The 14,371-nt window shown below is 66.6% G+C and carries 19 protein-coding genes and 7 pseudogenes; 23 read left to right on the forward strand and 3 right to left on the reverse strand.

Annotation, left to right across the window (positions count from 1 at the left end; genetic code table 11):
• Positions 1-62: 62 nt before the first annotated feature.
• A complete protein-coding gene (locus tag K0H76_RS04810; protein ID WP_258935331.1) occupies positions 63-362 on the forward strand; it encodes a Rieske 2Fe-2S domain-containing protein in 300 nt (99 codons plus the stop codon).
• Here K0H76_RS04810 and hisD read toward each other — a convergent pair.
• A pseudogene (gene hisD / locus K0H76_RS04815) lies at positions 359-1,679 on the reverse strand (histidinol dehydrogenase). The gene K0H76_RS04810 and the pseudogene hisD overlap by 4 nt on opposite strands.
• Before the next feature lie 164 nt (positions 1,680-1,843).
• Between hisD and K0H76_RS04820 the strand changes: the two are divergent.
• The 4 genes from K0H76_RS04820 to K0H76_RS04835 all read left to right on the forward strand — a co-directional run bounded on the left by K0H76_RS04820 (position 1,844) and on the right by K0H76_RS04835 (position 3,130).
• The gene (locus K0H76_RS04820; RefSeq protein ID WP_258934662.1) at positions 1,844-1,981 is read left to right on the forward strand and encodes a hypothetical protein; all 138 of its coding nucleotides are present in this window, start codon (positions 1,844-1,846) and stop codon (positions 1,979-1,981) included.
• 292 nt (positions 1,982-2,273) lie between these two features.
• Complete coding sequence (locus K0H76_RS04825; protein ID WP_258934663.1) at positions 2,274-2,453, forward strand: hypothetical protein; 180 nt, start codon at positions 2,274-2,276, stop codon at positions 2,451-2,453.
• Entirely contained in the window at positions 2,429-2,653 is a 225-nt protein-coding gene (locus K0H76_RS04830; protein WP_258934664.1) for a mechanosensitive ion channel family protein, read from the forward strand. Before K0H76_RS04825 ends, K0H76_RS04830 begins: the two co-directional genes overlap by 25 nt.
• 39 nt (positions 2,654-2,692) lie before the next feature.
• On the forward strand, positions 2,693-3,130 hold the full coding sequence (locus K0H76_RS04835; protein WP_258934665.1) for a hypothetical protein: 438 nt from the start codon (positions 2,693-2,695) through the stop codon (positions 3,128-3,130).
• A gap of 55 nt (positions 3,131-3,185) precedes the next feature.
• Here K0H76_RS04835 and K0H76_RS04840 read toward each other — a convergent pair whose 3' ends face one another.
• Positions 3,186-4,025 (reverse strand): SDR family oxidoreductase, encoded by an 840-nt coding sequence (locus K0H76_RS04840; protein ID WP_146340010.1) that lies wholly within the window; start codon positions 4,023-4,025, stop codon positions 3,186-3,188.
• 79 nt (positions 4,026-4,104) lie between these two features.
• Between K0H76_RS04840 and K0H76_RS04845 the strand changes: the two are divergent.
• From K0H76_RS04845 to glf, 18 genes and pseudogenes are all read left to right on the forward strand, one after another.
• Positions 4,105-5,232 (forward strand): annotated as a pseudogene (locus K0H76_RS04845) (glutathione S-transferase C-terminal domain-containing protein).
• A gap of 285 nt (positions 5,233-5,517) precedes the next feature.
• Positions 5,518-6,204, forward strand: a complete 687-nt coding sequence (locus tag K0H76_RS04850) for a glycoside hydrolase family 3 C-terminal domain-containing protein (RefSeq protein WP_258934666.1) — start codon at positions 5,518-5,520, stop codon at positions 6,202-6,204.
• Positions 6,204-6,617 (forward strand): annotated as a pseudogene (locus K0H76_RS04855) (glycoside hydrolase family 3 C-terminal domain-containing protein); the annotation flags it as partial. The gene K0H76_RS04850 and the pseudogene K0H76_RS04855, both read left to right, overlap by 1 nt.
• 224 nt (positions 6,618-6,841) lie before the next feature.
• Positions 6,842-6,943 (forward strand): annotated as a pseudogene (locus K0H76_RS04860) (fibronectin type III-like domain-contianing protein); the annotation flags it as partial.
• A gap of 15 nt (positions 6,944-6,958) precedes the next feature.
• Positions 6,959-7,081: a hypothetical protein gene (locus K0H76_RS04865; RefSeq protein WP_258935523.1), complete on the forward strand. Its 123-nt coding sequence runs from the start codon at positions 6,959-6,961 to the stop codon at positions 7,079-7,081.
• Between the two features lie 87 nt (positions 7,082-7,168).
• Complete coding sequence (locus tag K0H76_RS04870) at positions 7,169-7,411, forward strand: hypothetical protein (RefSeq protein ID WP_258934667.1); 243 nt, start codon at positions 7,169-7,171, stop codon at positions 7,409-7,411.
• Positions 7,412-7,548: 137 nt separating this feature from the next.
• A complete protein-coding gene (locus tag K0H76_RS04875; RefSeq protein ID WP_258934668.1) occupies positions 7,549-8,031 on the forward strand; it encodes a hypothetical protein in 483 nt (160 codons plus the stop codon).
• 22 nt (positions 8,032-8,053) lie between these two features.
• A complete protein-coding gene (locus K0H76_RS04880; protein WP_258934669.1) occupies positions 8,054-8,419 on the forward strand; it encodes a hypothetical protein in 366 nt (121 codons plus the stop codon).
• A 69-nt stretch (positions 8,420-8,488) separates the two neighbouring features.
• Positions 8,489-9,205, forward strand: a pseudogene (locus tag K0H76_RS04885) (hypothetical protein); the annotation flags it as partial.
• A gap of 442 nt (positions 9,206-9,647) precedes the next feature.
• Positions 9,648-9,998, forward strand: a complete 351-nt coding sequence (locus K0H76_RS04890; RefSeq protein ID WP_258934670.1) for a glycoside hydrolase family 3 C-terminal domain-containing protein — start codon at positions 9,648-9,650, stop codon at positions 9,996-9,998.
• 175 nt (positions 9,999-10,173) lie between these two features.
• Positions 10,174-10,227, forward strand: a pseudogene (locus K0H76_RS04895) (hypothetical protein); the annotation flags it as partial.
• A 65-nt stretch (positions 10,228-10,292) separates the two neighbouring features.
• Positions 10,293-10,529: a hypothetical protein gene (locus tag K0H76_RS04900; RefSeq protein WP_258935524.1), complete on the forward strand. Its 237-nt coding sequence runs from the start codon at positions 10,293-10,295 to the stop codon at positions 10,527-10,529.
• Between the two features lie 159 nt (positions 10,530-10,688).
• On the forward strand, positions 10,689-10,892 hold the full coding sequence (locus tag K0H76_RS04905) for a hypothetical protein (RefSeq protein WP_258934671.1): 204 nt from the start codon (positions 10,689-10,691) through the stop codon (positions 10,890-10,892).
• Positions 10,889-11,248: a hypothetical protein gene (locus K0H76_RS04910; RefSeq protein WP_258934672.1), complete on the forward strand. Its 360-nt coding sequence runs from the start codon at positions 10,889-10,891 to the stop codon at positions 11,246-11,248. Before K0H76_RS04905 ends, K0H76_RS04910 begins: the two co-directional genes overlap by 4 nt.
• Before the next feature lie 23 nt (positions 11,249-11,271).
• The gene (locus K0H76_RS04915) at positions 11,272-11,682 is read left to right on the forward strand and encodes a hypothetical protein (RefSeq protein ID WP_258934673.1); all 411 of its coding nucleotides are present in this window, start codon (positions 11,272-11,274) and stop codon (positions 11,680-11,682) included.
• Positions 11,679-12,326 (forward strand): glycosyltransferase family 2 protein, encoded by a 648-nt coding sequence (locus tag K0H76_RS04920; protein ID WP_258934674.1) that lies wholly within the window; start codon positions 11,679-11,681, stop codon positions 12,324-12,326. Before K0H76_RS04915 ends, K0H76_RS04920 begins: the two co-directional genes overlap by 4 nt.
• A complete protein-coding gene (locus K0H76_RS04925) occupies positions 12,290-12,715 on the forward strand; it encodes a hypothetical protein (protein WP_258934675.1) in 426 nt (141 codons plus the stop codon). Before K0H76_RS04920 ends, K0H76_RS04925 begins: the two co-directional genes overlap by 37 nt.
• Positions 12,705-13,853 (forward strand): annotated as a pseudogene (glf, locus tag K0H76_RS04930) (UDP-galactopyranose mutase). Before K0H76_RS04925 ends, glf begins: the two are co-directional and overlap by 11 nt.
• Here glf and K0H76_RS04935 read toward each other — a convergent pair.
• Complete coding sequence (locus tag K0H76_RS04935; RefSeq protein WP_258934676.1) at positions 13,806-14,261, reverse strand: ATP-binding protein; 456 nt, start codon at positions 14,259-14,261, stop codon at positions 13,806-13,808. The pseudogene glf and the gene K0H76_RS04935 overlap by 48 nt on opposite strands.
• Positions 14,262-14,371: the final 110 nt, after the last annotated feature.

Here is a 14,371-nt window from a genome sequence, read left to right on the forward strand (position 1 = left end):
TGTCGCGCATGTCTGACAAAGTTGCTCTAGGACCTGCCGACCAGCTGCCCGCTTACGAGGTGATGCTCGCTTCGGGCAAGGACACCGGCTACGGCGAAGACATTGCGGTGGTGCACGCGGCCGAGGGAGGCTACTACGGCCTCGACGACGAATGCTCCCACGAGGCTGTCTCGCTCTCGGACGGCTTCGTCGAGGAGGGTGTGCTGGAGTGCCCCATGCACGCCTCCGGCTTCTGCCTGAAGACGGGCGTGCCGGAGACTCCTCCGGCGCTCGAGCCGGTCAGGACTCACCTGGTCACGGTGGAGGACGGCGTCCTCTACCTTCACCCCGGCACCCCGCACCCGGAGTCGGCCCAGGCTTAGCCGAAGCGGGCGTCCACTGCGTCGCCGTGCGCCGCAGCCCTCCTCGTCGGCGAGGCGCCGCACGTGGGCGCTGACCATGCCCAGACCCTCTCTGCCGTAGTGGACCACCTGCTGGGACCGCATGAACGCCGTGACGTTGAGCCCTGAGGAATAGCGCGCCGCGCCGCCGGTGGGCAGAATGTGGTTCGACCCGGCGCAGTAGTCGCCCAGGGAGACGGGCGTGTAGGGGCCCACGAAGATCGCGCTTACCTCAGTGATCCGCTCCGCTACCCGGGCGTCGTCGCCCGTCATGATCTCAAGGTGCTCGGCGCCGTAGGCGTTGGCCACCGCGATCGCGGCGTCCAGGTCATCCACCACCAGCACCGCAGACTGCGAGCCTGTCAGCGAGGAGCGGACACGCTCGGCATGCTTCGTGACCGCGGCGCGCGTCTCCACGTGCTCGATCACGCGCTGGGCCAGGCTCTCCGAGGGGGTGACCAGCACGGCGGCGGCGAGCTCATCGTGCTCGGCCTGAGAGATGAGGTCGGCTGCGATCAGGTGGGCCGGGGCCGTCTCGTCGGCCAGCACCATGATCTCGGTCGGGCTTACTCGGAATCGATGCCCACCGCGCCCTGGACGGCCCGTTTGGCCGTCGCGACGAAGATGTTGCCCGGCCCGGTGATGAAGCTGACCGGGGGCAGTCGAGCTCGCCCGCCTCGCTGCGCGCCCCGTAGGCCAGCATCGCGATCGCCTGGGCGCCTCCGGCCGCGTACACCTCATCGACGCCCAGCAGGTGCGCCGCCGCGAGGATCGTGGGGTGCGGCCACCCCCGGAATCCTTCTGGGGCGGAGAGGCGATCACCAGGGATTCGACGCCCGCCACTTGGGCCGGAACCACGTTCATCACCACTGACGACGGGTACACCGCCTGGCCGCCCGGCACATAGAGTCCCACGCGCGCCATCGGCACCCACCGGTTGGTGACCCTGGCGTCGGGCCCCGGGGTGATCACGGAGGCGGCGGGCAGCTGAGCGGAGTGCACCTCCCGGGTTCGGGCGATGGCAGTCTCCAGGGCCTCCCGGATCTGGGGGTCAAGGGCTGCTGCAGCCTCTGCGAGCACCTCCGCGGGGACCCTCAGGGCACTGGGCCTGACCCCGTCGAAGCGTTCCGCGAAGTCCATCATGGCTGCGGTCCCGCGCGTGCGCACCTCCTGCAGAATGGGCGCCACAGCGTCCGTGGTGCCGGTGATGTCCGTGCTTACGCGCGGGAGCAGCTCGGAGTCGGGGCTGAGCGTCAGCGATGAGACGGCGGTGCCGCGCAGGTCTTTGAGGGTCAGCAACGAATCTCCTGGGACGTGGCAGGGCGGGGTGATCAGAATCATTGTTCCAGCATTCGTGTGTTCTTTCCGCCAGCGACAGCGCCGTGGCAGGATGCAGCCATGCTGAATGCCGATCCGAACCTGACCTCTGCGGGGCTGCGCCCGGCGAAGGCGGCGAGCCCGATGTGCTCGACGAGGCCGTCACCCAGATGGAGGAGCACGTCCCCGAGCAGTTCGAACAGATCGTCTCCGAGGCGGGACCTCTCATGGGGTGCTGCTCGGCGCATCGATCGTCGCGCTCTTCGCCGCTGTTGTCACGCTGACGATCCACGCGGTCTTCAAGCAGATCTTCCGCAGAAAGCCCGCCGTCCGACGGGCGGTCAGCCGAACGCGGCTGCCTCTGTTCTGCGTGCTGCTCTTCTCCGGCTCTGCCCTGAGCGTCTACTTCGCCCTTGACGCATGGTGGCAGGGCCCCGTCTACGTGGCCCTGCTCATCGCGTTCATCGTCAGCGTGGCGTGGTGGGCGCTCAGGGCCGTCCAGGTGGTCAAGGCGATCATCCTCTCCAAATATGTGGGGAGGACGAGCCCGACCCGGAGGACCGTCGAGGCCGGCGCGTGCAGACCCAGGTGGACCTCATCGGCAGGATCCTTGCTGCGATCATCATCACCGTCGCCGTGGCCGCCGTGCTGCTGCTCAACGAGAATCTGCGGGTCTGGGCGCCGGTGTGCTGGCCTCAGCAGGTGTGGTCTCTGTGGTGGCAGGCCTGGCCATGCAGTCCACCCTGTCGAACGTGATCGCCGGGATCCAGCTGGCCTTCACAGACTCAATCAGAGTGGGCGACGTGATCGTCATCGAGGGAAACTTCGGCAACGTCGAGGAGATCACGCTCTCGGCCGTCGTGGTGAAGTCATGGGACGGGCGCAGATTCATCTACCCCAGCGCGCACTTCGTCGCGACCCCTTCGAGAACTGGACCCGCGTGGGCACTGAGCTGATGGGCACCGTCGAGCCTCGATGTGGACTGGAGGGTGCCGATGGACGCCCTGCGGCAGCGTCTGAAGGAGACCGTGGGCGCCAGTGAGCTGTGGGACGGCGATACGTACAACCTGCAGCTGACCGAGGCCACGGAGGGCCACGTGCAGGCCCGTGTGGTCGTATCTGCCCGCAACTCCGCGGATCTGTGGGACCTGCGGTGCCTGATCCGTGAGGATCTCGTCAGCTTCATCCGCACTGAGCACCCGTACGCGCTGCTCACCCAAAGGATGCTCTACAGCAGCGAGGAGGCGCTCACCGCAGTGCCGGACAGCAGCCGGAGCGAGACGGCGCCGGAGATCCAGTCGGCTCCCCACCCCCAGCGAGGGCGTGGGGCTGTTCACCGGGTCGATCAGCGCCGTTCAGCGCAGCAGGGACCTGGTCGGACCTGGAGAGGACGCCTACCGCGAGCGCAAAGAGCGCCAGGAGGACCAGCATAAGGAGTAGCGGCCCATCTGCTCATCGGGCGGGGCCTGTCCCGGCCTCCCCAGGAGCTCAGGATCGGTCGGCGCGCGGGGATGAGTCCTTCTCCGACTCGTCCGTGCTCTCCTCAGAGCTGTCCTGCCCAGGGATTCCGACTCCGCGCTCCGTGACCCAGTGGACCACCCGGTCCGGCACGAACCGCAGGCCGGTGGTCAGTGCGCGGTAGTGGGCCGAGGGCACCGACTGGGCTGCGCCCTGGGCGTTGTCGGTCAGCGCCTGGCGCACCACGTCGTCGGGCTCGAGCCACATCCATTTCTTCGCGCCTGCGATGTGGATTCCGCCGCGCTCGTGGAACTCGGTGCGGACCAGCCCCGGACAGACGGCGGTGATGAGCACGCCGTCGTGCTTGTGCTGCTGGTGAAGGGCCTTGGAGAAGTTCAGCATCCACGCCTTGGCCGCGGAGTAGGTGCCGGTGGGGGTGAAGGCGGCGACCGAGGCGACGTTGATGATGCGGCCCCCGCGCCGTGCCACCATGTGGCGCAGGGCCGTGTGGGTCAGCTCCATGGTGGTCTGGACGTGCAGCCGCACCAGCCCGCGCTCGGCATCCAGGCTGCTTTCGATGAACGGCTCTCCCAACCCGTGCCCGGCGTTGTTCACCAGCACGTGAACAGGGTTCGATTCGTCGCTGAGGCGTTCCTGCACGGCAGCGACACCGTCTTCGGTCATCAGATCCGCGACGATGGTCTCGGCGTCGGTGTCATAGCGGCGGCGCAGGTGCTCGGCCTGCTCGGTGAGCTTGTCCTCCCGACGAGCGACAAGCACCACTCCGTACCCCTGCGAGGCCAGCTGGCGGGCGAATTCTGCCCCCAGACCGGCGGTTGAACCTGTGACGAGTGCGGTATGGGATGCCATAGGTCCATCGTAGTGGCCTCGGCTAGGTGGTGGGCGAACAGGCCGCCGTCAGGCGGCGCCCGAGGCGAGGAGAGCAGCTGTGGCTGAGGACAAGCAGGAGACGTTCGGAACCGAGCATTCCACCAAAGGCGCATACGTCACCGGCGGTGAGTTCACCCGGGACACCAACTACATCGAGGACCGTGTGGTCCGTGATCCTGACGCCGTGAGCTCGGCCCCGGAGGAGGAGTCCTCGAAGATCGGGGATCCGAGGATCGGAGGCCTGACCGCTGATGCGCAGGCGTGGCCGGTCGAGCCCGGAAGGTACCGCCTGGTCGCCGCGCGGGCCTGCCCCTGGGCGCACCGCACCATCATCATTCGACGGCTTCTCGGCCTGGAGGACGTGCTGTCCCTGGGGACGCCTGGACCCGTGCACGATGTGCGTTCGTGGACATTCGACCTCGACGAGGACGGCCGGGACCCCGTCCTGGGCACCCAGCGTCTGCAGGAGAACTACTTCGCCCGCTTCCCGGAGTATCCGCGCGGCATCACCGTGCTACTCTGGTGGACATTCCCAGCGGCGGAGTCGTGACGAACAACTACCCGCAGCTGACCTTCGACCTCTCCACGCAGTGGTCGGAGCATCATCGCGAGGGTGCGCCGAACCTGATCCCCGATGAGCTCATCGACGAGATGCTCCCGGTGATCAGGCGGATCTTCACCGAGGTGAACAACGGCGTGTACTGGGCAGGGTTCGCTTACTCCCAGAAGGCCTACGACGAGGCCCATGACCGGCTGTTCGAGACTCTGGACTGGTTGGAGGAGCGTCTGGCCGCGCGCCGCTACCTCATGGGGACCACATCACAGAGGCCGACGTGCGTCTGTTCACCACGCTTGTCCGCTTCGACCCCGTCTACCACGGGCATTTCAAGTGCAACCGGAACAAGCTCGCCGAGATGCCCAACCTCTGGGGCTATGCCCGGGACCTCTTTCAGACCCCGGCTTCGGCGACACCGTCGACTTCGACCAGATCAAGGCCCATTACTACGAGGTCCACGAGGACATCAACCCCACTCAGATCGTGCCGAAGGGCCCGGAGATGAGCTCGTGGCTCTCGGATCACGGACGCGAGAACCTGGGCGGCGCACCGTTCGCCGAAGGCGCCTCGGCCCCGGGTCCAGTCGCCCCGGAGGAGCAGCCTCCGGGCGCGAACCCGCTCCACTCCTGAGTCGGCAGTGCTGAGAAGGGGCCGCAGGCGAGGATGCCTGCGGCCCCTTCTCAGTGCGCGACGCACAGGGCGCCTGCAGCAGCTGACCGATTATTGGTCAGGATCGACGAATTATGCATTGGGCGCCCGGTCCGACTGTGCCCTGAGGTGCAATGGATGTTGCTTGCATCACAGGGGCCCTGCTCCTGGTTCACAGTCCGATCTACAAAGGAGTAGTCGTGGAAGAACAGACTCCTGACGCGGCACCGCCGCATGGATGCGCCTCAGAAGAAGAGCCGCCGTCCGATGACGAACAGAAAGTTCCTCTGGATCTGGGCGCCGGTCCTCGCCGTGGCGCTGATCATCATTCTGGGTGCAAACATCGCCATCGCCACGTTCCACAACTGGGTCGCATCCCAGCTGGGCACGGGGACGTGGGAGGTGGAGAACACCGAGGACGCCGAGGAGTGGGACCTCGAGTACAGCAAGGCCTCCTACGACTCCGTGGAGGAGACCCGCGACGCGGCCTCCGAGCTTGTCCAGGAGATCGCCGCGGAGGGCATCACGCTGCTGAAGAACAGCGACGACGCGCTGCCCATCGAGGCCGGAGCCGTGACGCTGATGGGCCGGACCGCGGCGGAGCCGGTCTACGGCGGCTCAGGCTCGGGCTCAGTGGATGTCTCTACGGCGGTCAACGTGCGCGGCGGACTGGAGTACGCCGGATTCGACATCAACGAGACCGTCTACGAGGAGCTCCAGGGCTTCGCCGAGGACGCCCCGCGCACAGACATCGTCATGGATGAGCCGGATGAGTCGGAGTACGCCGTGGGCGAGATGCCCGCTGGGGACTACTCGGACGATGCCCTCGACTCCTTCGAAGAATACGAGGACGCCGCTGTGGTCGTCTTCGGCCGCGGTGGGGAGAGGGCGGCGACCTCGCCACCGACATGGAGGGCTGGGACGACAACTACTTCGACGGGCAGCACGAGCTGATGCTCAACGTCGACGAGCAGGAGACTCTCGAACTCGCTCAGGAGAACTTCGACACGGTCGTGGTGGTCATCAACTCCTCCAACATCATGGAGCTCGGCGAGCTCGAGGACGATGAGGACGTGGACGCTGTGCTGTGGACCGGCGCCCCGGGTGAGACCGGGTTCAACGCGCTGGGCGAGATCCTCACCGGCGAGGTGAGCCCTTCCGGGCGCACCGTGGACCTCTGGGCGCGCGACTTCACGCAGGACCCCACATTCGCGAACTTCGGCCAGTGGCAGTACACCAACATCGACGAGGACAATGCCTCGACCCTGCGCCAGCCGTCCCACGCGGCGATGCAGAACAATGCGTACTTCGTGGAGCTCGAGGAGGGCATCTACCACGGCTACCGCTACTACGAGACGGCGGCGGAGGAAGGGTTCATCGACTACGACGACGCAGTGGTCTACCCGTTCGGCCACGGCCTGAGCTACACCGACTTCGAGTGGGAGCTTACCTCAAGCGCGGAGCCGGAGACGGACGGCACCTTCGAAGCTGAGGTGGAGGTCACCAACACCGGCGACGCCGCAGGCCGCGACGTCGTCCAGCTGTACTACACGGCCCCTACACACCCGGTGAGATCGAGAAGGCCCACGTGGTGCTCGGCGACTTCGCCAAGACCGGCCTGCTGGAGCCCGGGGAGTCGGAGACGGTCACCGTCGAGCTTCCCGTGGAGGACATGGCCTCCTACGACCACGAAGACGCAGAGGCGTGGGTGCTCGACGAGGGCACCTACGAGCTGAAGCTGCAGACGGATTCGCACAGCATGGCCGAAGGCATCGAGCCCATCGAGTACGAGGTCGGCGAGACTGTCGTCTTCGACCAGGAGAACCCCTGATCCGGCGATGAGCAGGCGGCGACGAACCGCTTCGACGACGTCTCCCAGCACTTCGACGGAAGCGCCGACGGCGAGGGTGCGCACGTGATGAGCCGCGAGGACTTTGAGGGCACATTCCCCACAGCTCCCGACGAGAGCGACCAGGTGGCGGACGACTACATTATCGAGGGGTACCAGCACTACGACGCGGAAGCCGCCGCAGAGGCATCCGACGAGGACATGCTTACCACGGGTGAGGACAACGGTCTGAGCCTGATCGACATGCGCGGGCTCGACTACGACGACCCCAGTGGGAGGAGCTGCTGGACCAGCTCAGCATCGACGAGATGACGGAGATGCTCCTCAATGGCGCGTACAACACGGAGGCGATCCTCCATCGCGAAGCCTCGCACCAACGACATCGACGGACCCCACGGGTTCACCTCATTCATCAATGATGACTTCGCTTACGCTGCCTACCCTCAGCGGTGCTCATCGCTGCTGCGTGGAACAAGGACATCGTCTACCGCATGGGCGAGATGCTCGGCGAGGAGGCCCTGCACATGGACGTCTCGGGCTGGTACGCGCCGGGTGTGAACCTGCACCGCTCCCCGTTCGCGGGCCGAAACTTCGAGTACTACTCGGAGGACCCGGTCATCTCAGGCATCCTCGGCGCTGAGGCGGTCTCCGGGGCAGCCAGCCGCGGCCTCTATGCCTACACCAAGCACTATGCGATGAACGATCAGGAGGCTTACCGGGTAGACAACGGCATCGCCACGTGGGCGCCTGAGCAGGCTATCCGTGAGATCTACCTGCGCCCGTTCGAAACGGTGGTCAAGGACTCCGGCGCGCCGATGGACTTCATCCCGGACGAGGACGGCGCCCACGAGCAGACGGAGGTCTCGGCCTCCGCGATGATGAGCTCGTTCAACCGGATCGGTGCCACATGGGCAGGCGGCTCCCGGAGCTGATGCACGATGTGCTCCGCGACGAGTGGGCTTCCGAGGGTCGTCATCACGGACTTCAACCTCTACGGCTACATGTCGCCTGACCAGTCCATCGAGGCTTAAGACGGACCACCAGCTGGTCTTCGCCCCGATGAAGCAGTTCGAGGACACGGAGAGCGCGCACGGGGTGAGCAATATCCGCAGCGCATCCCACAACGTCCTCTTCACCGTGGCCAACTCCAACGCCATGAACGGGTTCGGCCCGGGCGCGGAGATGAGCTACACGCCAGCAGCATGGGAGATTATCCGATGGGTGGCCACTGCCCTCCTGGGCCTCCTGTGGGTCGTCGGACTGATCTGGGTCATCCGTCGGGTGCGCCGCCACGGCAGCGGGTCGGAGGCGGCTGCCTGATGCCGACTCCCAGCACGACGACCGAGCTTCTGTCGGCACTCGAGAAGGCCGCTCTGCTCAGCGGCGAGAATGTGTGGCAGACCCGGGAAATCCCAAGGCGGGGCTGCGCTCCCTGGTCCTCTCCGACGGCCCGCACGGCATCCGTCGGCAGGTCGGGGAGGGGGACCATCTCGGGCAGCACGCCTCCGAGCTTACCACCTGCTTCCCCACTGCGGCGACGGTCGCGAACAGTTGGGACCCCAGCTGGGCGAGAGGATCGGGGCGGCCCTGGGGGCTGAGGCAGTCGCACTGGGAGTCGACGTCGTGCTGGGACCGGGACTGAACATCAAACGGTCTCCGCTGTGCGGCAGGAATTTCGAGTACTTCTCCGAGGATCCGCTCCTGTCCGGCCGGTTCGCCGCCGCGTACGTCCGCGGCATCGAATCGGCCGGACCGGCAGCATGCCCCAAGCACTTCGCCGCGAACAGCCAGGAGACCCTGCGGATGATCGGGGACTCCGTGGTCGACGAGAGGACTCTGCACGAGATCTATCTCGCAGGCTTCGAGATCGCCGTGCGCGAGGGGCGGCCGCGGACTATCATGTCCAGCTACAACCGGGTCAACGGGACCTATGCGCACGAGAGCGCGTATCTCCTGAACGACGTGCTTCGGCAGCAGTGGGGCTTCTCCGGCGCCGTGGTCTCTGACTGGGGCGGCAGCAATGAGGCGGTCGCCGCAGCGCGGTCCGGCGGGACCCTGGAGATGCCTTCGCCGGGGTGGGACTCAGTGAAGCAGCTGCTGGAGGCTCTGTCCCAAGGCACGCTTGCCCAGGAGGATCTCGACGCCCGGGCCGACGAGATGGTGCGTCTGACTGAGTCTCTTCAGCGAAGCATCACGCCGCAGCCTGCTGTCGACGCAGAGGCCCACCATCGCCTCGCCCGGACAGCGGCAGCAGAGTCGGCGGTGCTGCTGAAGAACGAGCTAAGCAGATGCCGGCAGCGCCGAGACGGCGCCCATCCTTCCCTGAGGGAGGGCGCGCGGGTCGCCCTCGTCGGAGACTTCGCCCTGGCTCCCCGCTACCAGGGCGCAGGCTCCTCCCTGGTGAACCCCACGCGCCTGACCACAGGCGCTGAGGCAGCTGCGACCTCCGGTCTGGAGGTCGGGAACGGCTCAGGGGTTCCGCCGGGACGGCGAGCACAGTGCGGCCCTCGTCGTAGAGGCGGCAGCACTGGCCTCCGAGGCGGAGACCGTGCTGCTGTGGCTCGGGCTCGACGAGATGAGCGAGTCCGAAGGGCTCGACAGGGAGCATATGCGCCTGCCCGCGAATCAGCTGCAGCTGCTGGACGAACTCACCGCAGCGGGCACCCCCATCGTCGTCGTCCTCTCCGGCGGCTCCGCCGTAGAGGTCGGGTGGATGCCCCAGACCTCTGCGGTGGTCCACAGCTATTTGTCGGGCCAGGCCGGGGCAGAAGGGGTGCTCGATGTGCTGACGGGCCGCACGAACCCCTCCGGCCGTCTGGCGGAGACCTACCCCACGTCGATCGAGGACACTGCGACGGCTTACCGATTCCCGTCGAGGATCCCACGGTCGAGTACTTGAGGGTCCGCTGGTCGGGTACCGGTGGCACACCAGCTCAGGCATACAGCCTGCGCTTCCCTTCGGCTTTGGCCTGAGCTACACGAGCTTCGACCTCGTGGGTCTGAGCGCCGATGAGCATGCGGCGGAGTGCACGGTGACCAACACCGGCGATCGTGCTGGCGCCGAGGTGGTCCAGGTGTACGTCTCACGGCGCGGCGACTCCGGCGTTCTGCGTCCGGAGCGGCAGCTGGCAGGGTTCGACAAGGTGCACCTTGAGCCAGGGGAGACACGCACTGTCCGCGTCCCCTGGGCAGCATGGCCTTTCGCCACTGGGACGCGTCCGTCCGACGGTGGGAGACGGAGTCGGGCCAGTGGGCGGTCATCGTGGGCCGCCATGCCGACGACACCGCGGCGGAGCAGACGGTGGAGGTGGTCGGCACCGTTGAGCGCGGAACCGGGGCCGCAGAGGAGCTTCAGGATCTGGTCGCTCAGGTTCGGGTCGCCCAGGGTCAGGCGCCGCCGGTGAGCCGGACGCCGCGAAGGATCCCCTGACGCTCAACCACCCTCTCGGCGAGCTGCGCCGTGCGCAGCCCGATCGGACGACCTCGCGGGGGCGGTGCTGCAGAGGATGCTTGCACGTTCAGAGTCCAAGGGACAGCCGGACCTGAACCTGCTCTTCCTCACCGGTATGCCGGTGAGGGGCTGGCGAAGATGAGCGGCGGTCTGATGAGCATCAGGATGGCCGAGCAGCTCGTCACCGTGCTCAACGGTCGGCACGTGACAGGCCTCGCCTACCTGGCGAAGCAGACCGTTCTGCACAAGGCATCAAGCCGCCGCACCTCCCGGGCGTTCCGCCGCGCAGCAGAGTCCGCAGCGAGCGGCCCAGCCACTGAGACGAAGGAGCGCTCATCGTGACGCAGCAGCCTGCCCAAGGATCTCAGCAGGAGGACCATCAGGCCCCAGTGCCTTCGCTGTGGCGCCGCACCGTCGCCCGGTGGGCGGTCTTCTACGAGCGGCACACCACGCTTGCGCAGTTCATCATGTTCTTTGTGATCAGCAACGGTGTGACAGCCCTGCAGCTGGCCCTGATGCCCATTTTCCGGTGGGCCTTCAGCTTCACGCCGCTGGTCGACCGCGACTTCCAAGTGCTGCAGGTCGGAGAGAACCCGGACGGCTCGCCGTTCTACATCTTCGACTACCCCGGCGGCGGGTTTTCCGACGGCGGGGCCGGGGGCTGGGATACTTCCTGGCCGTTCAGATCACGATTCTGATCGCACAGGTCATCAACTTCTTCATGCAGCGAAGCGTGACCTTCCGGTCCAACTCAAGCATCTGGTGGGCTGGCATGTGGTACGCCATTGCCTACGTGATCATCACGTTCGCGGCCGCCGCTGCTCAGGGCCTTTATCGGGCCCCGCTGTATGACTTCTTCATCGTGAACCTCGAATGGGGCGCCGCAGGTGAGACCACTGCCGATGTGGTCACGATGATCATCAACGCGGCCATCCAGTTCTGGGTCTTCTTCCCTATCTTCAAGTTGATCTTCCGCCACGTGCCGGAGGCCCCTGGCAGCGATGCAGAGGATATGATCGAGACCAGCCCGGCCGCCCAGGCCTCCGCGGTGGCGGCCGCTTCGACGGAGGGTGGGGCCCCGGAGCAGGAGCAGGGCCGCAGCCCTGAGGAGGGGACCGCGCAGAAGCAGTGAAGACACTGAGCCTCGTTGTTCCCAGCTACAACGCACAGGACTATCTGCTCCGGTGCCTGAAGAGCCTCGTTCCCGACGGGGAGGCCGCCGATGTCGAAGTCATCGTCATCGACGACGGCTCGACCGATTCCACGGCCGCGGCGGCGGAGCAGTTCGCGGCGCATCACCCAGAGACCGTGCGCGTCATTCGTCAGGCGAACGCCGGGCACGGCGGTGCCATCAATACCGGGGTCGCTCATGCCCGAGGCGAATATCTGAAGGTGGTGGACTCTGACGACTGGCTGGACCGGGGTGCCTACGCGGCGCTGCTGGATGAGCTGCGTGCCAGCATCCGCCAGCGGCGTGAGGTGGATCTGTTCGTCACCAACTACGTGTACGAGAAGGTCGGCAGAAAGCGGCGGGCCGCGGTCCGGTACGGCAGCGTGATGCCCCTGGGCCGCGACTTCGGCTGGGAGGAGGTCCAACGGTTCAGACCCTGGCAGTACCTCCTGATGCACGCGCTGACCTATAGGACCGAGGTGCTGCGCCGAGCAGGCCTGACCCTTCCGCGGCACACCTTCTATGTGGACAACCTCTTCGCCTTCGTCCCCTCACGCACGTGCGGCGCATGCGCTACGTCGATGCTGACCTCTACAGGTACCTGATCGGACGGTCGGACCAGTCCGTCAACGAGGCGGTGATGATCTCCCGGCTCGACCAGCAGCTCCGTGTGAACCGGCTGATGCTCCACCACCTCACCCAGGTGCGCGGGGTGCAGGACATACCGCCGCGCCTCGAACGGTATCTGTCCCACTACTTGGGCATCATCACCGCTGTCACCTCCACCATGGCGCTCCGGGCGGGGACCTCCGACCGGCTCACCCAGCGGGCCGGGCTCTGGAGCGAGATGCGGCGTGCGGACCCTGCCCTGCACCGACGGCTGCGGCGTTCCACGGTCGGTGTGCTGGCCACACTCCCGGGTGCGTGGGGAGAAGGACGTCCCTGGCCGCCTACCGCACCGCCCATTGGGCCTATGGTTTCAACTGATGACTGACCTTGTTGTGGTGGGCTCAGGCCTCTTCGGCCTGACCGTGGCGGAGCAGGCCGCGGCCCGCTGGGGCGCGGACGTGACCGTGGTGGAGCGGCGTGACCATATCGGCGGCAACGCACATTCGGAGACGGAGCCGTCGACGGGCATCGAAGTGCACCGGTACGGCTCGCACATCTTCCACACCTCCAACCAGCGCGTCTGGGACTACGTCACCCGCTTCACCCGATTCAACGACTACACCCACAGAGTTCAGACGGTGCACAGGGGCGAGGTCTACCCCATGCCCATCACTCTGGCCACCATCAACCAGTTCTTCCGCGCCGCGCACGGCCCCGATTCCGCCAGGGAGCTGATCCGGGAGCAGGCGGCGGAGATGCAGGGCCGTTCGCCGCAGAACCTGACGAGCAGGAGTCGCCCTCATCGGTCGACCTCTGTACGAAGCCTTCATCCAGGGGTACACGGCCAAGCAGTGGCAGACGGACCCGCGGGATCTTCCTGCGTCGGTGATTCGCCGCCTGCCGGTGCGCTACACCTACGATGCGCGATACTTCAGCGACCAGTACGAGGGCCTGCCACGGACGGGTACGCGGCCTGGCTCAGCAGGATGGCGGATCATCCCCGCATCACCGTGCGGACGGAGACAGATTTTCTGGCCCCGGGCCATGCCCTGTCCAAGGACGCCGTGGTCGGCCAGGTGCCGGTGGTCTATACGGGTCCCATCGACGCGTACTTCGACTTCGAGGCGGGGAGCTGACGTGGCGGACCCTGGACTTCCAGCAGGAGGTGCTGGAGACGGGCGATTACCAGGGGACGGCTGTGATGAACTATGCGGACCAGGACGTTCCCTTCACCCGTATCCATGAGTTCAGGCACTTCCATCCCGAAAGGGACTGGTATCCCTGGATGCCACGGTCATCGCACGTGAGCACTCGCGGTTCGCTGGGCCCGGCGATGAGCCGTACTACCCGGTCAGCGGCCCCGAGGACCGCCACGACTCGGCCGGTATCGCCAGATGGCTGAGGCGGAGCGGGGCGTGATCTTCGGCGGAAGGCTGGGCAGCTACCAGTACCTGGACATGCACATGGCGATCGCATCAGCCCTGGTGTCCACCGACACTGCTGTGGCTGCCATGCTCGCCTGAGCCGGGCAGAGGGAGCACAGCGGTGAGGGTGAACCACCCGTTCTCAGCGGAGAAGGTGGCTACCCCGCCGTAGTCCTCGGCGATCTGCCTGATGTTCCGCAGGCCGTAGCCGTGCTCGGCGCGGTCGTGCTTGGTGGACCGGGGAAGATCGCCGTCGATGTCGATGGACCCCTCGAACGTGTTCTCGGAGGAGATCACCGCAAAGCCGTCTCGGCGCATGACGCCGACGCGCACGAGCCGCTGGTCGGCCGCCCGGACCTGCGAGGCGGCACGCAGGGCATTGTCCAGGGCGTTGCCGAAGAGGGCCGAGAGGTCCAGCGGCTCCATGAAGTCCAGCAGCTGCCCCTGCGCCACCGTGGTGATCTCCACACCCTGCTCGGCGGCCTCGGTGAGCTTGGCGGCGAGCACGGCGTCGAGAATGCTGTTGCCGGTCTCGACCTGCTCACCGTATCCGCTGATGCTCTCTTCGAGTCTGTCGAGGTAGCGGGCTTTGACTCGGGGTCGGTCTCGGAGCGGAA

It is taken from the genome of Nesterenkonia pannonica (assembly GCF_019575955.1).
In the GTDB taxonomy this organism is placed as follows: domain Bacteria; phylum Actinomycetota; class Actinomycetes; order Actinomycetales; family Micrococcaceae; genus Nesterenkonia; species Nesterenkonia pannonica.